17 protein-coding genes are annotated in these 19,151 nt (G+C 63.9%); 12 read left to right on the forward strand and 5 right to left on the reverse strand.

The window, feature by feature from the left end; genetic code table 11:
- The first annotated feature begins 2 nt into the window (after positions 1–2).
- From ACZK3J_RS02660 to ACZK3J_RS02695, 8 genes are read left to right on the forward strand one after another with little or no spacing between them, the layout of a single operon-like run.
- Positions 3–1,133, forward strand: a complete 1,131-nt coding sequence (locus tag ACZK3J_RS02660) for a DegT/DnrJ/EryC1/StrS family aminotransferase (RefSeq protein WP_100437827.1) — start codon at positions 3–5, stop codon at positions 1,131–1,133.
- A 14-nt stretch (positions 1,134–1,147) separates the two neighbouring features.
- Complete coding sequence (locus tag ACZK3J_RS02665; protein ID WP_202909475.1) at positions 1,148–2,086, forward strand: glycosyltransferase family 2 protein; 939 nt, start codon at positions 1,148–1,150, stop codon at positions 2,084–2,086.
- A gap of 5 nt (positions 2,087–2,091) precedes the next feature.
- A complete protein-coding gene (locus ACZK3J_RS02670) occupies positions 2,092–2,334 on the forward strand; it encodes an acyl carrier protein (RefSeq protein WP_100437829.1) in 243 nt (80 codons plus the stop codon).
- A 1-nt stretch (position 2,335) separates the two neighbouring features.
- Positions 2,336–3,088, forward strand: a complete 753-nt coding sequence (locus tag ACZK3J_RS02675; protein WP_100437830.1) for an SDR family NAD(P)-dependent oxidoreductase — start codon at positions 2,336–2,338, stop codon at positions 3,086–3,088.
- The gene (locus ACZK3J_RS02680) at positions 3,088–4,479 is read left to right on the forward strand and encodes an AMP-binding protein (protein ID WP_100437831.1); all 1,392 of its coding nucleotides are present in this window, start codon (positions 3,088–3,090) and stop codon (positions 4,477–4,479) included. Before ACZK3J_RS02675 ends, ACZK3J_RS02680 begins: the two co-directional genes overlap by 1 nt.
- Complete coding sequence (locus ACZK3J_RS02685; protein ID WP_478476395.1) at positions 4,445–5,560, forward strand: LuxE/PaaK family acyltransferase; 1,116 nt, start codon at positions 4,445–4,447, stop codon at positions 5,558–5,560. Before ACZK3J_RS02680 ends, ACZK3J_RS02685 begins: the two co-directional genes overlap by 35 nt.
- Positions 5,561–5,569: 9 nt before the next feature.
- Positions 5,570–6,778 carry an acyl-CoA reductase gene (locus tag ACZK3J_RS02690; RefSeq protein ID WP_100437833.1) on the forward strand — a complete coding sequence of 403 codons (1,209 nt, stop codon included), beginning with the start codon at positions 5,570–5,572 and terminating at the stop codon, positions 6,776–6,778.
- Between the two features lie 32 nt (positions 6,779–6,810).
- Complete coding sequence (locus ACZK3J_RS02695; RefSeq protein WP_100437834.1) at positions 6,811–7,476, forward strand: PglD-related sugar-binding protein; 666 nt, start codon at positions 6,811–6,813, stop codon at positions 7,474–7,476.
- A 25-nt stretch (positions 7,477–7,501) separates the two neighbouring features.
- On the opposite strand, the gene ACZK3J_RS02700 is transcribed toward ACZK3J_RS02695, so the two are convergent.
- Together ACZK3J_RS02700 and ACZK3J_RS02705 are read right to left on the reverse strand one after the other, a co-directional pair.
- Positions 7,502–8,443, reverse strand: a complete 942-nt coding sequence (locus tag ACZK3J_RS02700; protein ID WP_100437835.1) for an electron transfer flavoprotein subunit alpha/FixB family protein — start codon at positions 8,441–8,443, stop codon at positions 7,502–7,504.
- Entirely contained in the window at positions 8,443–9,189 is a 747-nt protein-coding gene (locus tag ACZK3J_RS02705) for an electron transfer flavoprotein subunit beta/FixA family protein (RefSeq protein ID WP_049424900.1), read from the reverse strand. The genes ACZK3J_RS02700 and ACZK3J_RS02705 overlap by 1 nt, the downstream gene beginning before the upstream one ends.
- 264 nt (positions 9,190–9,453) lie before the next feature.
- Between ACZK3J_RS02705 and rfbB the strand changes: the two genes are divergently transcribed.
- Genes rfbB through rfbD form a run of 4 tightly spaced genes read left to right on the forward strand, consistent with a single transcriptional unit; the run spans position 9,454 to position 12,855 of the window.
- On the forward strand, positions 9,454–10,509 hold the full coding sequence (rfbB, locus tag ACZK3J_RS02710; RefSeq protein ID WP_100437836.1) for a dTDP-glucose 4,6-dehydratase: 1,056 nt from the start codon (positions 9,454–9,456) through the stop codon (positions 10,507–10,509).
- 14 nt (positions 10,510–10,523) lie between these two features.
- Complete coding sequence (gene rfbA / locus ACZK3J_RS02715; protein ID WP_478476396.1) at positions 10,524–11,411, forward strand: glucose-1-phosphate thymidylyltransferase RfbA; 888 nt, start codon at positions 10,524–10,526, stop codon at positions 11,409–11,411.
- Entirely contained in the window at positions 11,408–11,965 is a 558-nt protein-coding gene (rfbC, locus tag ACZK3J_RS02720) for a dTDP-4-dehydrorhamnose 3,5-epimerase (protein WP_100437838.1), read from the forward strand. The genes rfbA and rfbC overlap by 4 nt, the downstream gene beginning before the upstream one ends.
- The gene (gene rfbD, locus ACZK3J_RS02725) at positions 11,962–12,855 is read left to right on the forward strand and encodes a dTDP-4-dehydrorhamnose reductase (RefSeq protein WP_107432745.1); all 894 of its coding nucleotides are present in this window, start codon (positions 11,962–11,964) and stop codon (positions 12,853–12,855) included. Before rfbC ends, rfbD begins: the two co-directional genes overlap by 4 nt.
- Positions 12,856–12,907: 52 nt before the next feature.
- Here rfbD and ACZK3J_RS02730 read toward each other — a convergent pair whose 3' ends face one another.
- From ACZK3J_RS02730 to ACZK3J_RS02740, 3 genes are all read right to left on the reverse strand, one after another.
- Positions 12,908–14,311 (reverse strand): mannose-1-phosphate guanylyltransferase/mannose-6-phosphate isomerase, encoded by a 1,404-nt coding sequence (locus ACZK3J_RS02730; RefSeq protein ID WP_107432746.1) that lies wholly within the window; start codon positions 14,309–14,311, stop codon positions 12,908–12,910.
- 12 nt (positions 14,312–14,323) lie between these two features.
- A complete protein-coding gene (locus tag ACZK3J_RS02735) occupies positions 14,324–15,670 on the reverse strand; it encodes a phosphohexomutase domain-containing protein (RefSeq protein WP_049424911.1) in 1,347 nt (448 codons plus the stop codon).
- 96 nt (positions 15,671–15,766) lie between these two features.
- A complete protein-coding gene (locus ACZK3J_RS02740) occupies positions 15,767–19,084 on the reverse strand; it encodes a DEAD/DEAH box helicase (RefSeq protein WP_478476397.1) in 3,318 nt (1,105 codons plus the stop codon).
- Positions 19,085–19,151 lie beyond the last annotated feature (67 nt).

The following is a 19,151-nucleotide window of genomic DNA, read 5'->3' on the forward strand; positions in this document are numbered from 1 at the left end:
CGATGCGTCGTATTCCGTTGTTGATTCCCAGGATGCCATCCGCGGACAAGGTTTATCCGTATCTCCGAAAGATTGATCAGAATCGGATTTACACCAACTATGGGCCGTTGAATGGCGAGTTCGAACAGCGTCTGGCAACCGAACTCGGCCAGGGGCTGGAAGCCAATCACCTGACGACAGTTTCCAACTGTACTGTGGGCCTGGAGCTGGCCATCCAGGCATTCTCGCTGCCTGAAGGGGCGCACGTCCTGTTGCCGTCTCTGACCTTCGTTGCCACCGCCACCGCCATCGTCCGAGCCGGCGCGAGCCCGCTGTTCAGCGATATCGACCCTTCCGGCTGGTGCCTGACTCCGGCCATCGCTGAACAGGCCCTGGCAGACGGCGCGGCGTTCGATCTGGTAATGCCGGTCAGCACCTTCGGCAAGCAGCATGACGTCGCTGCCTGGGATGCCTTCAGCGAACGCACCGGTATTCCAGTGCTGATCGATGCGGCCGGTGCCTTCGGCAACCAGCCGATCGGCCGCACCACGGATGTGGTGTTCAGTTTCCACGCGACCAAATCCATTGGTAGTGGCGAGGGTGGACTGGTCGTGTCGTTCAACACAGACCGCATCAAGCGCATTCGCCAGTTGGCCAACTTCGGCATCGATGCTGCGCGCGGAGAGCTGGCGGGCCTGGGCACCAACGGGAAGCTCAGTGAGTACCATGCTGCGGTGGGTCTGGCGGCACTGGACGAGTGGCCTGACATCATCGCCCAGCGTCGCGAGCTGCACGCCCGGTATGTGCGGAACCTGCTGCAGGCCTGCCCGGCCCTGAAACTGCAGGACAAGGACCCTGACGGGATCTATCCGCTGCTTCCGGTGCTGCTGCCGGAGCGGAGCGATGCGTTGACCATTGGTAACGCACTGCGTGATCAGGGAATCGACACGCGGCGCTGGTACTGCCCGCCGCTCCACGCCCACGGCGTTCTTTCACACTACGCAAGCAGCGGCTCGCTGGCCGTTACCTCGTCCATTGGTGATCGTATTCTCGGCCTGCCCTTCTTCGCCGGCATCAGCGACGAGGAAATGCGTACGGTAATCGATGCTCTGGTACGGGTGCTCTCTGCTGAAACTGTGGGAGCACCGTTGTGAGCACCATCAGCTATGTGATTCCGGTCTACCACAATGAAGGTTCCATCGAACTGACGTGGGCGGCGATCCGTGATCTGTTCGCCAGCACCCTGCCGGAGCACGATTACGAGATCGTGTTCGTCAACGATGGCTCCAAGGATGACTCCCACGCGGAAATGCTGCGGGTCAGCGCACAGGATCCGCGGGTACGCTCGATCTCGTTCACCCGCAATTTCGGCCAGCTGTCGGCGACGTTGGCCGGTTTCGATGCCGCCAGCGGTGATGCCGTCATCAACATGTCTGCCGACATGCAGGATCCAGTCGAGCTGACGGCAGAGATGATCCGCAAGTGGGAACAGGGCAACGAAGTGGTCATCGCCCATCGGGCCGACCGCGAAGACAATTTCACCTCGTCGCTGTTTTCGCGCATCGTGTACGGCATTCTGCGCATGTCCAATCCGAACATGCCTGCCGGCGGTTTCGATTTCACGCTGATGAGTCGACGTGCGCTGACGCTGTTCATGAGCATGAAGGGCAGGCATCGGTTCTTCCAGGGTGACGTGCTCTGGGCCGGATTCCCCACCGCCTACATCCCCTACGTGCGCCGGAAGCGTGAGATCGGAAAGTCACAGTACAACTTCAGCAAGAAGTTGAAGCTGGCCTTCGATTTCATTATCGACGGCTCCTACCTGCCCATCCGCCTGATGTCGCTGTCCGGCACTGTCCTTGCCATGCTGGGCCTGTGCTATGCGGTGGTAATCGCTGTTTCACGCTTGTTCGACCTGACCCCCTTCTCGGGTTGGGCGCCGATCATGGTGGCGATTCTGGTGGTGGGCGGCATGATCATGTTGATGCTGGGTGTAATCGGTGAGTACCTGTGGCGGATTCTCGATGAGATCCGTGCCAAGCCGATGTACATCATCCGAGAAGATTCAGCTGAGAAGGCTGCCATTTCCAAGAATGAGTTGGAGTAACACAGATGAGTAACAGCAACGAACGCCTGGTGTCCGTCTATTCCGCCGCGTTGAACATCGACGCTTCCCGCGTGGTCGATGGACTGCTTTACAACAGCATTCCCGAATGGGACTCGATTGCCCACATGCTGTTGGTTTCGCAGCTCGAGAACGAGTTTGACGTCATGTTCGATACCGACGACATCATCGACATGAGCTCGGTTGCCAAGGCCAAGGAAATTCTGGCGAAGCACGGCGTCGAGTTCTGATATGGCTGGCCTGCTGGATGGAAAGGTAGCGCTGATCACCGGGGCATCACGTGGTATCGGTGAGGCGACCGTGCGCGCCTATCTGGCGCAGGGAGCCCATGTCGTGGCGACCGCCCGTGATCTTGCCGGTCTGCAAGCACTGTTGGACAGTGTGCGCGAGACCACGCCGGACGCCCGGCTGGACGTCGTTGCACTGGACGTAACCGATCCCGGTTCCGTGCGCGACGCGTTCCAGGGGGTGTTCAAGCAACATCGCCGGCTTGACGTCCTCGTCTCCAACGCCGGTGTGTTGCAGGATGCGTTGATCGGCATGGTGACTCCGGAGCAGATCCAGCAGGTATTCTCTGTCAATACCTACGGAGTGTTGTACTGCGCCCAATATGCAAGCCGTTTGATGGCGCGTAACGGTGGTGGTTCCATCATCAACCTTGCATCCATCATCGGCGTGAATGGCAATGTCGGGCAGGCCGTGTATGGCGGCAGCAAGGCCGCAGTCATAGGTATCACGTTGTCGCTTTCCAAGGAGCTGGCGCCGACGAACATCCGGGTCAACGCCATCGCGCCGGGGTTCATCGATACGGACATGGCGCGTTCCATCGGTTCGGAGAAGTATGCCGAGCGCGTGGCATCCATCGCCATGGACCGTGTCGGCGCTCCGGCGGAAGTGGCCAATGTGGCGGTTTTCCTTGGCTCAGATCTTTCGTCCTATGTGACCGGACAGGTCATCGGGGTCGACGGTGGGATGCTGATTTGATGTTCGCGCGTACTCTGGAACAGCATGGTGACCGGATTGCGGTGATCCTCCCCGGTGGAGAAACGCTGGATTACCGTGAGCTGGCCGTGCGTGCAGACGCCATGTGGGGCGCTGCCGATCGTGGTTGGGGGGTGATCGCGCTGGAGTGTGCCAACACGCTGCCCAACCTGTTGGCGTACCTGGGCGCGCTGCGCGCAGGACAGCCCGTGCTGCTTCTGGACGCTACGCTGAACGATGCGCTGCGTGCACAGGTCATCGAGCACTACTGCATCAGCCACGTAATCGACGCCGAAGGTCAGTGGCATGCGACCAATCTGCGACCCGCACCCGCCAGTGCGGAACTGGCGGTTCTGTTGCCAACCTCGGGCAGTACAGGCTCGTCGAAGCTGGTCCGACTCTCTGCCGAAAACCTGCAGGCGAACGCACGCTCGATCGCATCCTATCTCGGCATAGATGCCAGCCAGCGGGCGATCACCTCGCTGCCGGTGCACTATTCGTACGGCCTGTCGGTGGTGAACAGCCATCTGCTGGCAGGGGCGACCTTGCTGCTGACCAGCGAATCGGTGGTTTCCCGATCTTTCTGGGATTTCTTCCGACAGCACGAAGCCACCAGTTTCTCCGGTGTGCCAACCCACTATGAAATGCTGCGTCAGTTCCGCTTCGAACGGATGGCGCTGCCGTCGTTGCAGACCATGACGCAGGCCGGCGGTCGCCTGGCCGAACCCACGATCCAGTGGTTCCACGACCTGGCGAGTCAACGCAATCAGCGCTTCTTCGTGATGTATGGGCAGACTGAAGCGACGGCTCGCATCGCCTACGTCCCGCATGACGCACTGGCCTCCAAGATTGGCTCAGTTGGTATCGCCATCCCAGACGGAGCGCTTTCGCTGGTCGACGAACAGGGGGCGCTTGTCCAGCATGCCGGCGAAGTGGGCGAACTGTGCTATCGAGGGCCGAATGTGATGCTCGGCTACGCCGAGGGTCCGCAGGACCTGGTGCTGGGCGACAGCCAACTGGGTGAGCTTCGCACCGGAGATCTGGCGCGGTTCGATGCCGACGGCTACTTCTATGTCGTGGGGCGCCTGAAGCGGATGATCAAGGTGTTCGGCAACCGGTTCGGCCTGGATGAAATGGAGGCGACGCTGCGCGGCGCAGGCTGGGACGTGGTCATGACCGGACGCGATGACCTGATCGTTGCTGTACTTACCCAGCCTGAGGATGGCGCTCTCGAGCGTCTCAGACAGGACATCGCTACGCGGTACAAGCTGAATCCGGTGGCGGTGAAGGTGCTTTCGGTCGATGCCATCCCGGTGTCTTCGTCCGGCAAGATCCTTTACGCAGACCTTCTTCAACAGGTTGAGGCAGCCCAAGGGGGCCCCCGTGCAACGTGATTATTTCGCCCTGCCTGTCTATGGCGTTGGCGCTGTCGAAAAAGAAGCGCTGCTGAAGCAGCTGTTGAGCCGGTTGACGGTACACCATGCGGAGCACTGCGCGCCGTATGCGCGCGTGTTGCAGGCCCATGGGCATGTCGCCGGATCAGAGCACAGCGTTGATGGCATTCCTTTCCTGCCCGTGCGCCTCTTCAAGGAACATGAACTGAGCTCGACACCCGATGACCAGCGTTTCAAGGTGCTGACCTCGTCAGGAACCACCTCGCAGACCGTGTCCAGGATCATCCTTGATCGCGACACGGCGACCGCGCAGACGCGTGCGTTGGTACTGATCATGCAACAGTTCCTTGGCAAGGCTCGCTTGCCGATGCTGATCATCGATCATCCCGGTGTCGTGAAGGACCGTGCAAGCTTTTCCGCGCGTGGCGCTGGCATTCTCGGCCTGTCCAATTTCGGCCGGGACCACACCTACGCACTGAACGACGACATGACGATCAACCTGGACGCGGTGAGCGCGTTCCTGGAGCGGCATGCCGGGCAGCGTGTATTCCTGTTCGGGTTCACCTTCATGGTCTGGAAGTATTTTGTCCAGGCACTGCAGGGACGACCGGATGCGCCGCGTTTCAGTGATGCGGTGCTGATTCACAGTGGCGGCTGGAAGAAGCTACAGGACGAAGCGGTCAGTAACGAGGTTTTCAAGCAGTCCCTGGTCGATGGATTCAACATCGGTGCCGTGCATAACTTCTACGGCATGGTGGAACAGGTGGGTTCCATCTTCGTTGAATGCGAGCATGGTCGGCTGCATTGCCCTGCGTTTGCGGACGTGCGGATCCGTGCGCCAAGTACCTGGGAGCCGCTGCCGGCCGGAGTGCCGGGCTTGATCCAGGTGCTGTCGGTGCTACCCACCAGCTACCCTGGGCATAGCCTGTTGACCGAAGATGTAGGTGAGTGGATCGGTGTGGACGACTGCCCGTGTGGTCGTCTCGGCCGTACATTCCGCGTGCACGGCCGCGTTGCACGCGCCGAGGTGCGTGGCTGCAGTGACACCCATGCTGCCGATGCAGCGAACGTTTCCGCCTGACCCACGCCCATGAGCAGCTACCAGTCCCTGATTACGACAGCCCCCGCCCTCGAAACCCTGTCAGACGCGCCGCCGCTGTCGGCATTCGCCGAACCGTCGGTGGCATTTGTCGACGCATTGTCTGCGGAGCTGTTCGGCATGCCCGAGGCGCGCAGCTACCCTGAGCTGACCGCGCTCGCCTTCTGGATGCGGCGCTCCAGCATCGTCAGGCTCAAGGAAGCCTACCTTCGTCGCCACGCCGGACAGCTGTCGGTGGCGCGTGGCACCGTGCTGCATTTCGCGCCCTCCAACGTGGACACGATTTTCGTGTACTCGTGGTTTATCTCCCTGCTGTGTGGCAACCGCAATATCGTCCGGCTTTCAACCAAGTCATCGGTGCAGACCGATCTGCTGGTCGGCGCGATCGGTCGCGTGCTTTCGCGCCCGGAACATGCCGAGATCGCACGACGCAGCATGGTGGTGCGCTATGCGGCTGACGCACGCACCACAGCGTTGCTTTCCGCGCAGTGCGATACCCGCGTGATATGGGGCGGCGATGCCACTGTGGCGGCGATCAGGCAGGTGCCGCTACCGGCGACGGCCACCGAGATTGCATTTGCCAACAAGTTCTCGCTTGGGCTGTTCGATGCCGCTGGCTGGCTGGCAGCATCGGACGAGCAGCAGGCGCGATGGATCGATGGATTCTTCAATGACGCCTACTGGTTTGACCAGATGGCCTGCTCGTCCCCCCGCCTGATCCTGTGGGTCGGCACAGAAGCGGAGGTCGACAGCGCGCGCGATGGCTTTTGGCCCGTGCTGGAACAGAAGGTACGCCAGAAGGGTGTCTCGTTCGGTGACGTCGACTACGTAAACAAGCGTATTGCCCAGGATCTGCTTTCCATCGAGACCGATGTCAGTATTCCGGCAGGCAAAGGCAACGACGTTGCGCGCCTGTGGTTGGAAACCCCCGCGCTGCACGCCGATGCACATTGTGGTGCGGGTCTCTTCTTCGAGTCGCGACTTGCACAGCTGGATGAACTCCGGGCACTTCTATCACGCAAGGTGCAGACTGTTTCTTACTTGGGCATGCGGCCAGAGCAGCTGCGCGAGTTCGTGCAGGAGGCCCCGCTGGCCGGTGTCGATCGCTTTGTACCGGTGGGCAGTGCACTCGATTTCGCGAGCATCTGGGACGGATTTGACCTGATGACGGTATTCACTCGAGAGATCGCTGTCGCCTGATCGGCCCTGCACTGTCCGAATGGAGAACACGAATGCCATTGCTTAATGATCGTGCCATCGAATCGGTGGTGATTGCCGGTGCCGGTGGCTTCGGTATGGAAGTCTTCGACTACCTCAGCGTGGATGCGCACGGAGGCGGGCCGAAGATCGCCGGATTCATCGATGACGGTGTCGACAATCCGATTCCCGCCCAGCTCGGGTCGATCCATCTCGGCGCGATCGGCGACTATCAGCCTGTGGAACGTCAGGCAGTCGTCGTTGCGGTTGGTTCGGTGAAGGGGCGCCGACTCATCCTGTCACGTCTTTGGGAGCGGGGCGTGTACGTTCCCCCGTTCGTGTCGACCAATACCGTAACCTCTCCGAATGCGCAGTTTGGGGATGGTGTACTGGTATGCCCCTTCAGCGTGATCAATCGCAATGCCGTGCTTGGCCGCGGAGTGGCGGTCAACGTGCATTGCAGCGTGGGCCACGGCGCCCAGGTCGGGGAGTTCAGCGTTCTCTCCCCCTACGCCGCTCTCAATGGCGATGCATCAATCGGCGACGATTGCTTCCTGGGGACGCGCGCGACGATCTACCCCAAGACCCGTCTGGGAGTGGGGTGCATTGTCGATAGCCATACCGGTGTGCGCGCAAGTGCAGGTGATCGCCAGATGATCTCCGCGCGCGGAACCTACCAGGTGATCGCGCTCCGGACCTGACGATCCGGAGCACAATCGGCGCGGATCAGCCCAGCGCGGCTTCCAGCTCCGGCAGGATCGCAAACAGATCCCCCACCAGGCCGATATCGGCAATCTCGAAGATCGGCGCGTCGCCGTCCTTGTTGATCGCGACAATGGTGCCGGCGTCCTTGATGCCGGTCAGGTGCTGGATCGCACCACTGATGCCAACGGCCACGTACAGTTCCGGCGCGATGATCTTGCCGGTCTGGCCGACCTGCAGGTCGCTGGGCACGTAGCCGGCATCGACGGCCGCACGCGAGGCACCGACGGCAGCACCGAGCTTGTCGGCCAGCTGGAAGATGACCTTGAAGTTCTCTTCCGAACCGACGCCACGGCCACCCGAAACCACGCGCTTGGCGCTCTGCAGGTCCGGACGGTCGCTGGCACCGGCGGCCAGGCCGACGAAGCGGGTATGGGTCGGCAGGGCCGCGTCGACGCTTGCTGCTTCAACGGCGGCATTGCCACCCTGAGCGGCTTCCGGCCACGAGGCGGCACGCACGGTGGCGACCACGATCTGGTCGGCCGGCGCTTCCACGGTGATGATCGCGTTGCCAGCGTAGATCGGGCGCTTGAAGGTGTGGCTGCCTTCAACGCTCATCAGGTCGGAGACCTGGTTGACGCCGAGCAGGGCGGCCACGCACGGCATCAGGTCCTTGCCGAAGGTGGTTGACGGGCCGAATACGTGGGTGTAGCCCTTGGCCAGCTGTGCGATCTGCGGCGCCAGCACCTGGGCGATGGCCTGCGCGTTGGCCGCGTTGGCGACGGTCAGGACCTTGGCGACCCCAGCGATCTTCGCGGCTTCAGCGGCGACAGCGGCCGGATCGGCGGCCAGCACCAGCACGTCGATGCTGGCACCGCTGATGGTGGCGGCGGCGCTGACGGTCTTGGCGGTGGCGGCATTGAGCTTGCCGTCGTGGTGCTCGGCGATGACGAGAATCCTGCTCATTACAGCAACCCCTTCTGCTTGAGTGCGGCAACCAGTTCGGCCGCGTCCTTGACCATCACACCCTTGCTGCGCTTGGACGGCGCGGCGTACTGGGTGGTCTTGAAGGTGTCGGCGGCTTCAACGCCGAGGTCGGCCAGCTGCAGGGTCTCCAGTGGCTTGGCCTTGGCCTTCATGATGTCCGGCAGCTTGATGAAGCGCGGTTCGTTCAGGCGCAGATCGGTGGTGACCACGGCCGGCAGATCCACTTCCAGCGTTTCCAGGCCGGCGTCGACTTCACGGGTCACCGTGGCCTTGCCATCGGCAATTTCGAGCTTGCTGGCGAAGGTCGCCTGCGGGCGGCCCCACAGCGTGGCCAGCATCTGGCCAGTCTGGTTGGCGTCGTCGTCGATGGCCTGCTTGCCGAGGATCACCAGATCCGGCTGCTCCTTTTCGATCAGCTTGAGCAGGGTGCGCGACGCGGTCAGCGGCTGGACCGCTTGGTCGGTGACGACGTGGATGGCACGGTTGGCGCCCATGGCCAGGCCGTTGCGCAGGTGCGCCTGGGCGTCGGCCGGGGCGATGGTGGCAACCACGACTTCGCTGGCGATGCCCTTGTCGCGCAGGCGCAGGGCTTCTTCCAGAGCGATTTCATCGAAGGGGTTGGGGGACAGCTTGACGCCGTCGGTGACCACGCCGGAACCGTCCGGCTTGACCTGAATGCGGACGTTGTAGTCCACCACGCGCTTGTACGCGACGAGGATTTTCATCTGGTACGGGGTCCTTCAATAACGGGGAGAACGTCCGGTCCTGGAGCAGCAACCGGTTCGGGGGTGGGACCCCGATTCTAGCTGGCTTGGGGTGACCATGCGAATGCGTATGGTGGGAGCTCCGGCTGTTGCGATGCAGCAATGCAGTCGGCCTGAGTTCACTTGTGTGATCGCGTGTTACCGGAGGCCCGTTGTATCCTTCAACGTTGCATTGTCGTGGCCATGAAGGCCCCGTCCCACGAATCTCGATCAGGAGAACAGGTAGTGCCCACATGGCTTGTCACCGGCGGCGCCGGATTCATTGGCGGTAACTTCGTTCTCGAGGCCGTCGCGCGCGGCGTCAAGGTCATCAACCTCGATGTGCTGACCTACGCCGGCAACCTGAAGACCCTGTCCAGCCTTGATGGCAACCCGAACCACCTGTTCGTGCAGGGCGACATCGGCGACCGTGATCTGGTCGCCCGCCTGCTGGCCGAGCATCAGCCGGACGCGGTCGTGAACTTCGCCGCTGAAAGCCACGTTGACCGCTCCATCGATGGTCCCGGCGCCTTCATCCAGACCAATGTGGTGGGCACCCTGGGCCTGCTGGAATCGGTCCGTGACTACTGGAAGGCGCTGCCGGCCGAGCAGGGCGCGGTGTTCCGCTTCCTGCACGTGTCCACCGACGAGGTGTACGGCACCCTGGGCGAGACCGGCAAGTTCAGCGAAACCACCCCGTACGCCCCGAATTCACCGTATTCGGCGTCGAAGGCGGCTTCGGACCATCTGGTACGTGCGTTCCACCACACCTATGGGCTGCCGGTGCTGACCACCAACTGTTCGAACAATTACGGCCCCTACCACTTCCCCGAGAAGCTGATCCCGCTGGTGATCGCCAAGGCGCTGGCCGGCGAGCCGCTCCCGGTGTACGGCGATGGCAAGCAGGTGCGCGACTGGCTGTTCGTGTCCGACCACTGCGAGGCGATCCGCACCGTGCTGGCCAAGGGCCAGGTCGGCGAGACCTACAACGTCGGCGGCAACTCGGAAAAGCAGAACATCGAAGTGGTGCAGGCCATCTGCGCGCTGCTCGATGTGCGCCGCCCGCGTGAGGATGGCCTGCCGCGCAGCAGCCAGATCACCTACGTCACCGACCGCCCGGGCCATGACCGCCGTTACGCGATCGATGCGTCGAAGCTGAAGAACGACCTGGGCTGGGAACCGGCCTACACCTTCGAGCAGGGCATCGCCTTCACCGTCGACTGGTACCTGGACAACCAGAACTGGGTCAACGGCGTGCTCGACGGCAGCTACCGCCTGCAGCGCATCGGCACTGCAGCCTGAACCCAGGAGACACCATGACCCAGCGCAAGGGCATCATCCTCGCCGGTGGTTCCGGCACCCGCCTTTATCCGATCACCAAGGGCGTCAGCAAGCAGCTGCTGCCGGTGTACGACAAGCCGATGATCTATTACCCGCTCAGCGTGCTGATGCTGGCGGGTATCCGTGAAGTGCTCATCATCAATACCCCGCACGAGCAGGCCCTGTTCCAGCAGCTGCTGGGCGACGGTTCGCAGTGGGGGATGGACATCCAGTACGCGATGCAGCCGAGCCCGGATGGGCTGGCGCAGGCCTACCTGATCGGTCGCGATTTCGTGGCCGGCAGGCCGAGCTGCCTGGTGCTGGGTGACAACATCTTCCACGGCCACGGCCTGCGCGAAGTGCTCAAGCGTGCCGACGAGCGCGTGGATGGCTCGACCGTGTTCGGCTACTGGGTCAATGATCCAGAACGTTACGGCGTGGCCGAGTTCGACACCAGCGGCAAGGTCATCGACCTGGTGGAGAAGCCGGAGAACCCGCGCTCGAACTATGCGGTGACCGGCCTGTATTTCTACGACGGCAACGCCAGCGATTACGCGGCCGAACTGAAGCCGTCGCCGCGTGGCGAACTGGAGATCACCGATCTCAACAAGCGCTACCTGGCCCAGGGCAACCTGCACCTGGAAGCGCTCGGCCGTGGCTATGCGTGGCTGGACACGGGCACCCACCAGTCGCTGCTGGAAGCCTCCAACTTCATCGAGACCATCCAGACCCGCCAGGGCCTGCAGGTGTGCTGCCCGGAAGAAATTGCCTTCGGCAAGGGCTGGATCAGCGCCGAACAGCTGGAAGCGTTGGCTGCACCGCTGATCAAGAATGGCTACGGCCAGTACCTGCATAAACTCGCGCTGCGTGGAGTCGTTCCGTGAAAGTGATTGAAACCAAGCTTCCCGGCTGCAAGATCATCGAGCCGGCCGTGTTTGGCGATGCGCGTGGCTATTTTTTCGAAACCTGGAATGCTGAGCGCTTCGCTGCACTGGGCCTGCCGGACCGTTTCGTGCAGAGCAACGTATCGACGTCCGCACAGGGCGTGCTGCGTGGCCTGCATTACCAGTGGCCGCGCCCGCAGGGCAAGCTGGTCAGCGTGCTGGAGGGCGAGGTCTATGACGTCGCCGTGGACATCCGTCGTGGCTCGCCGACCTTCGGCCAGTGGGAAGCGGTGGTGTTGAGTGCGGAAAACAGGAAGCAGTTCTGGATTCCGGAAGGCTTCGCGCATGGGTTTGCCGTGCTCTCCGAACGTGCGCTGTTCAGCTACCTGTGCACCGATGTCTATGTCAAGGAAGCGGATGCGGGGATCCGTTGGAACGATGCTGATATCGCGGTGGACTGGCCGGTCAGCGCACCGACCTTGTCGGCCAAGGACGAGAACGCGCCCTTCCTGAAGGACATCGCTGAAGATCGCTTGCCGGTCTACGTGCCATGACCGTTCTGGTGTTCGGTGGCAATGGCCAGGTCGGCCAGGAGCTGCTGCGCGCGCTGGCGCCGCTGGGCAAGGTGGTCGCAACTACCCGCAGCGGGCAACTGCCCGACGGAAGTGCCTGCGAAACCGCCGATTTCGGCCAGCCCGACAGCCTGCCGGCATTGCTGGATCGCCTGCAGCCATCGGTGGTGGTCAACGCGGCCGCCTACACGGCGGTCGATCGCGCCGAGCAGGATGCCGAGGCCGCCTTCGCCGCCAATGCGCAGGCGCCGGGCGTGATCGCGCGCTGGTGTGCGGCGCACGGCGTGCCCTTCGTGCATTACTCCACCGACTACGTGTTCGATGGCCAGGGCACCACGCCCTACCGCGAAGACGAGCCGACCGCGCCATTGGGTGTGTATGGCACCAGCAAGCGTGATGGCGAAGAGGCCGTGCGCGCTGCCGGTGGCCGCCATCTGATCTTCCGCACGGCGTGGGTGTACGCCTCGCATGGCGCCAATTTCCTGCGCACCATGCTGCGGGTGGGTGCCGAGCGCGACCAGTTGCGTGTGGTAGCCGATCAGATCGGCACGCCGACACCGGCTGCGCTGATCGCTGATGTCACCGCGCAGGCACTGCAGCATCCGGGGCAGCTGTCCGGCACCTGGCATCTGACGGCCAGCGGCCAGACCAGTTGGCATGGGTTCGCCGAGGCGATCTTCGCCGAAGCGCTGGCGACCGGCGTGTTGGCGAAGGTGCCGACCGTCGAGGCGATTCCCAGTTCCGAGTACCCGACCCCGGCCAAGCGCCCGGCCTGGTCGGTGCTGGACAACCGCAAGCTGCAGCAGGATTTCGGCATCGTGCTGCCGACATGGCAGGACGGGCTGAAGCGGGTGATGGCGGAGATTGCCTGACCCGGTAGGCGACGTGCCGACCAACGGTCGGCACCCGCCGCAGGGCGTCGGATCAACTACGCCCGTACGTGTCCTCGAAACGCACGATGTCGTCCTCACCGAGGTAACTGCCGGACTGCACCTCGATCAGCTCCAGCGGCAGCTTGCCCGGGTTGCGCAGGCGATGGGTCACGCCCAGCGGGATGTACGTGCTCTGGTTCTCGCTGAGCAGGATCACCTCGTCGCCGCGGGTCACCTCGGCGGTGCCACTGACCACGATCCAGTGCTCGGCACGGTGGTGATGCATCTGCAGGCTGAGCGTACCGCCGGGCTTGACGGTGATGCGCTTGACCTGGAAACGCTCGCCGTTGTCGATCGAATCGTAGGCCCCCCAGGGGCGGTAGACCTTGCGATGCCAGGTGGCCTCGCTGCGACCGTCGGCCTTCAGCTGCGCCACCACGGTCTTGACCTCCTGCATGCGGTCGGCCTTGCCGACCAGCACCGCGTCGTCGGTCTCGACCACGATCACGTCATCCAGGCCGACCAGTGCCACCAGGCGCTGTGCATAGGCATAGGTGTTGCGGCAGTCGATCGCGATCACGTCACCCTGATGCGCATTGCCATCGCCATCCTGATGCGAGACATCGCGCAGTGCGGTCCACGAGCCGACATCGTTCCAGCCGGCGTCCAGCGGAATCACCACGGCGTCAGCTGTTTTTTCCATCACGGCATAGTCGATGGAATCGGAGGGAACGGTGGCGAACGCCTCCTTGTCGAGGCGGGTGAAATCCGAATCGCGACGGGCCTGCTGCCAGGCCTGGCGGCTGCCGGCCAGCATGTCGGGCTGGAAGCGCTCCAGTTCCTGCAGGTAGCGCGAGGCCTTGAACAGGAACATGCCGCTGTTCCAGTAGTACTGGCCGCTGGCCACATAGCCGGTGGCGATGTCCAGGTCGGGCTTTTCGACGAAACGCTCGACGGCACGCAGGCCCTGCCCATTGGCGGCCTTGATATAGCCGTAGCCGGTTTCCGGACCGGTCGGCACGATGCCGAAGGTCACCAGCTTGCCGGCCTCGGCAGCGCTGGCTGCAGCCTGCACGACTGCACGGAACGCAGCCTCATCGGTGATTACATGGTCCGAGGGCAGCACCAGCAGCAGCGCATCGGCGCCGTCGCGGGTGGCCTCCAGGGCTGCGACCGCAATCGCCGGCGCCGTATTGCGTCCAACCGGTTCCAGGATGATGGCAGCCGGCTCGGCGCCGACCTGCTGCAGTTGCTCGGCAGCGACGAAGCGGTGCTCTTCGTTGGCGATCACCAACGGGCCGTGGGTGGCGATGGGCGCGACGCGCTGCCAGGTGGCCTGCAGCATCGTCAGTTCGCCTGCCAGCGGCAGGAACTGCTTCGGATACGCCTCGCGCGACAGTGGCCACAGGCGGGTGCCGGAACCACCGGACAGGATGACGGGCTGGATGTTGCTCATGATCTTCCTTGATTACTGCTGGATAAGGCGGGAGATTTCGTCGGTGCGCGCCTGCATCAGCGCTGCGTCGCCGCGGGCTTCAACGTTCAGGCGCAGCAGCGGCTCGGTGTTGGAACTGCGCAGGTTGAAGCGCCAGTCGCCGAAATCGGCGCTGATGCCGTCGGTATGGTCCAGCGCGGGCGACCGCGCGGCGAAGTGCTCCATCACGCGGGCCACGGCGGCCTTGGCATCGGCCACCTTGAAGTTGATCTCGCCGCTGCAGGGATAGGCCGCCATGCGGTCTTCGACCCAGTCGGCCAGCGAGCGGCCGCTCTCGGAGATCAGCTGCGCGATCAGCAGCCACGGGATCATGCCGGAGTCGGCATAGGCGAATTCGCGGAAGTAGTGGTGGGCGCTCATCTCGCCGCCGTACACCGCATCTTCGGCGCGCATCTTTTCCTTGATGAAAGCGTGACCGCTCTTGCACAGCACCGGCACGCCGCCTGCCTGTTCAACCATTTCCACGGTGTTCCAGACCAGCCGCGGGTCGTGCACGATCTTGCCACCGGGATTGCGTGCCAGGATGGCCTTGGCCAGCAGGCCGACCAGATAGTAGCCCTCGATGAAGCGGCCGGTATGGTCGAAGAAGAAGCAGCGGTCGAAGTCACCGTCCCAGGCAATGCCGAAGTCGGCGCCGTGTTCGCGCACCGCATTGGCGGTGGCGGCGCGGTTTTCCGGCAGCAGCGGGTTGGGAATGCCGTTGGGGAAGCTGCCATCAGGTTCGTGGCAGATGCGGATGAACTCGAACGGCAGGTGCGGTGCCAGCAGGTCGACGATGGCGCCCGCACCACCGTTGCCGGCATTGACCACCAGCTTCAGCGGCTTGAGCTTGGCGGCGTCGACGTAGCTCAGCAGATGCCGGATATAGGCGCTCTTGTCATGCTGGGCGGTCTGCCCGGCGCGTGGCGGCTGGGCCTCGGACGTATCGACGGCGACCGCATCGGAGATCGCGAACAGGCCGGTATCGGAGCTGATCGGGCGGGCGTTCTCCTTGACCAGCTTCATCCCGTTGTAGTCCATCGGGTTGTGGCTGGCGGTCACCATCACACCGCCGGCTGCGCCGAGGTGATCGGTCTGGAAGTAGACCTCTTCGGTACCGCACAGACCGATGTCGATCACCTCACGACCGGTACCACGCAGGCCTGCGGCCAGTGCATCCTGCAGCGCCGGGCTGGTCAGGCGCACATCGTGGCCGAGGACCACCGGGCCGGGAGCGAGCTGCGCAGCCAGGGCGACGCCGATGCGGCGCGCCAGGTCTTCGTTCAGTTCTTCCGGCACGCGGCCGCGGATATCGTAGGCCTTGAAGGCGGGCAGGGGCATCGATCAGATCCTTTGTGAGCTCAGCCCTCAATTGTAGTCCCAGTCCCGTTTGGGAATCGTTTCCATCGGAGAACGCCACCTGACTGGCGCCACGGATCAGGCCTGCGGCGATCGTCGGCCTGGCCGGCGGGTGCGCTTGGCCGGCAGGCCCGGCAACGGCGCCAGCAGCGCCTGGACGTCTTCCTCACTGAAGCGTGGACCCGTGCTGCCGCCGCCTTCCAGAATCGATTCCGCCAGAACGGCTTTGCGTTCCTGCAGCTCGGCAATCCGTTCTTCGATGCTGCCTGCGGCGATCAGCCGGTAGACGAACACCGGCTGCTGCTGGCCGATGCGATGGGCGCGGTCACTGGCCTGGTTTTCGGCCGCCGGGTTCCACCAGGGATCGAAGTGGATGACGGTGTCTGCAGCAGTCAGGTTCAACCCGACGCCACCGGCCTTCAGGCTGATCAGGAACACGGGTACCTCGCCCTGCATGAAGCGCTGCACCGGTGTGGCCCGGTCCTGGGTGTCGCCGGTCAGCGTCACATAGGCCAGCCCGAGCTCCTCCAGCGCCTGCGCGATCAGCGCCAGCATGCCGGTGAACTGTGAGAACACCAGGATCCGCCGGCCTTCCTCGACCATCGACGGCAGCATGTCGCGCAGCAGCTCCAGCTTGGCCGAGCCGGCATTGCGTGCAGGGGCGTCGCCCGGCAGCAGGCGCGGATCGCAGCAGACCTGGCGCAGCTTCAGCAAGGCATCCAGCACCACGATATGGCTGCGCGCCAGCCCGCTGCCGCTGATGGCTTCGCGCACCTGCTTTTCCATCGCGGCACGCACGGTTTCATAGAGATCACGCTGGCCACCCTCCATCTCCACCGCGCGGGTGATGAGGGTCTTGGGCGGAAGCTCTGACGCGACCTGATCCTTGCGCCGGCGCAGGATGAAGGGGCGCAGACGCTGCGCCAGCAACGTGGCGCGACGGTGGTCGCTGCCGCGTTCGATCGGATGGCGCCAATGCTGGTTGAACTGCTTTTCGCTGCCGAGCAGGCCGGGCAGCAGGAAATCGAACTGCGTCCACAGTTCGCCCAGATGGTTTTCCAGCGGGGTACCGGTCAGGCACAGGCGATGGCGGGCCTGCAGCGTGCGCAGGGTGACGGCCGCACGCGATTTCGGATTCTTCACCTGCTGGGCCTCGTCGAGGATCAGCAGATGGTAGGCATGTGCCTGCAGCGCCTGCTCGTCGCGCCAAAGCAGGGGATACGTGGTCAGTACAAGATCGTGCTCGGGGATCGCCTCGAACAGCACCTCACGTGCCGGTCCGTGCAGGGTCAGTACGCGCAGGCCCGGGGTGAAGCGTGCCGCTTCGCTCTGCCAGTTGTGCAGCAGCGAGGTCGGCACCACCAGCAGCGCCGGCCGGTCCAGGCGGCCACTTTCCTTCTCGACCAGCAGATGCGCCAGTGTCTGCAGGGTCTTGCCCAGCCCCATGTCATCGGCCAGCACCCCGCCCAGCCCCTGCTGGCGCAGGTACTGCAGCCACGACAGGCCCTCCAGCTGGTAGGGACGCAGCGTTGCCACCAGCCCCGCCGGTGGCGGCACTTCGCCCAGTGCGGGTGCCTGCATCAGCCGCTGCACCAGCGCCTGGGTATCCTTGCGGCCCCGGAACTGCAGGCGCGCCGTGTCCTGCAGTGCCTGCAGGCGGCCACGGTCAAGCGCTGACAAGCGCAGCGGCGCGCCACGCTGGGCGAACAGGTCCGCCAACAGGGCCATGATCGGCTTCAGTCGCGCGGCCCGCAGTGCCAGGCGGGTGTTGTCGCCTGCCATCAACAGGACGTTCTCGTCGTCGCCGATGGCGTCCAGCTGGCCACGCATCCAGCGGGGATCGGACTGCAGCACCTGCTGCAGCAGCGGAACCATCGATACGTTGCGGCCTTCCACCTGGATGTCCAGACCCAGGTTGAACCAGCCCGCATCCGCCGGGTCCGCCTGGATGTCCAGGTCGATCTCATCCACCCGGGTGATGCGATGGCGGAAGTCGTCGTCCGTCTCCACCTTCCAGCCCAAGGCTTCCAGGCGCGGCACGTCATCCAGCAGGAACCGTGTCCAGTCATGGGTGCGCAGCTGGAACTGCGGGCCAGCGCCGTCCAATGGCGCCCGCGGGTCCGTGTCGCGATACAGTCCCACCGTGCGCAGCTCGGCCTCGCGCCGTGATTCCTCAGCCAGGTCACGGGGCAGCAGGGCGAGCTGGCCCTCCGGATCGAGTGCGAACAGGCTCGGATCATCCAGGAACCGCACGTGCTCGTCGTACTCGAAGGCCACGGTCGCGATATCGGCCCATTGCGACGGGTCGCGGCGGCCGAGCCATGCCGGCCGGAACTCAATCGTATGCAGGCGCAGCACGGGGATCATCGCGCTGATCTGCAGGGTGGGCAGCGTGTCGCTTGCACCGGGGCGCGGCAGGGCAGGGTCGATCTGTTGCAGCATCTGTGCGACCACCGCTTCTTCGTTGGGTAACAGATTGGGCAGGCTCAGGAAGGCGTCGGCGTCCTCGGCCCTGACATCCAGCAGCAGCGGACCGACCTCGCCGGTGACCGGGTCCAGATAGCACGCACTCCGGCCCAGGACCACGCCTCTGGCGCCGCCCTCCACGCTCAACGCGGGTTCCAGCAGCGTCGCGCCCTGCGTCATGCCAACGGTCCAGCCCAGTTCGCCGCGGCGTGGAGCTCCTGACCGGGCCGGCACGTCGCCGTGCGTACCGCAGGAGACCCAGCCATGGCCGCTGGAGACGATCAACTGCAGGGTGGCCGCGAAGTCGATCCATTCGTCCTTCGTCGCGGGCTGCCGCTGGGTGCGTAGCTGGATCATCACCGCCAGATCAGTCGGCGTGAGATAGGCCGGAGGATCCAGCAGCAGGTCCGCGGTGATATCCATCCACTTGCCCGTGCTGATCGCACCATCGGCCCCGTACTTGACGCGCCGGACCAGCACGGCGGGGTGGTGGTTGTAGGTGGACAGTTCGAAGATGACACCGTTCCGGCGTGGTTGGGCCGGCCGGATCCGCGCGCTCTGCCAACGCGAAAGCTCCGCCAGCAGTTCAGGACGCGGCGGTTGCGCCAGGTCCTGTTCGGTCAGGGGGCTCTCGTCGTCCATGGCAAGCGAATCCAGCATGTACGAGACCAGCACCGCCGCCACATGCTTGCAGGTGCGGCCGACGGGGCAGGAACAGGCACTCTGCAGGCGGCTGCGCGCGGTGCGCGTACTGGCCGTCAGATCGATCTCCACGTAGTAGGGATGCCTGGCCGAACCCTGTACCTCGGCCGTCAGCAGGCCATCGCGAAGTTGCCGGTTGCGCACGCCACCCAGGCACTGCTCGCTCTTCTGCAGTGTCCATTCGTCGATCCAGCGGAACAGGTCTTCGTCTGTGAAGGTCGGCGTCATCGTAGATCGAGGGGCGTAGGCGCTGAAGCACCCTTCTGCGTGGAATCGCCCATTCTACCCAATGCCC

The sequence above is a fragment of the Stenotrophomonas sp. 86428_Sma genome (genome assembly GCF_056481585.1).

Coding starts and splice junctions, on each gene's coding strand:
- ACZK3J_RS02735 (WP_049424911.1), bottom strand. CDS start 15,670: ATGCCCCTGCCCGCCTTCAAGGCCTACGATATCCGCGGCCGCGTGCCG.
- rfbD (WP_107432745.1), top strand. CDS start 11,962: ATGACCGTTCTGGTGTTCGGTGGCAATGGCCAGGTCGGCCAGGAGCTG.
- ACZK3J_RS02675 (WP_100437830.1), top strand. CDS start 2,336: ATGGCTGGCCTGCTGGATGGAAAGGTAGCGCTGATCACCGGGGCATCA.
- rfbA (WP_478476396.1), top strand. CDS start 10,524: ATGACCCAGCGCAAGGGCATCATCCTCGCCGGTGGTTCCGGCACCCGC.
- ACZK3J_RS02670 (WP_100437829.1), top strand. CDS start 2,092: ATGAGTAACAGCAACGAACGCCTGGTGTCCGTCTATTCCGCCGCGTTG.
- ACZK3J_RS02730 (WP_107432746.1), bottom strand. CDS start 14,311: ATGAGCAACATCCAGCCCGTCATCCTGTCCGGTGGTTCCGGCACCCGC.
- ACZK3J_RS02740 (WP_478476397.1), bottom strand. CDS start 19,084: ATGACGCCGACCTTCACAGACGAAGACCTGTTCCGCTGGATCGACGAA.
- ACZK3J_RS02660 (WP_100437827.1), top strand. CDS start 3: ATGCGTCGTATTCCGTTGTTGATTCCCAGGATGCCATCCGCGGACAAG.
- ACZK3J_RS02690 (WP_100437833.1), top strand. CDS start 5,570: ATGAGCAGCTACCAGTCCCTGATTACGACAGCCCCCGCCCTCGAAACC.
- ACZK3J_RS02695 (WP_100437834.1), top strand. CDS start 6,811: ATGCCATTGCTTAATGATCGTGCCATCGAATCGGTGGTGATTGCCGGT.
- ACZK3J_RS02700 (WP_100437835.1), bottom strand. CDS start 8,443: ATGAGCAGGATTCTCGTCATCGCCGAGCACCACGACGGCAAGCTCAAT.
- ACZK3J_RS02705 (WP_049424900.1), bottom strand. CDS start 9,189: ATGAAAATCCTCGTCGCGTACAAGCGCGTGGTGGACTACAACGTCCGC.
- ACZK3J_RS02680 (WP_100437831.1), top strand. CDS start 3,088: ATGTTCGCGCGTACTCTGGAACAGCATGGTGACCGGATTGCGGTGATC.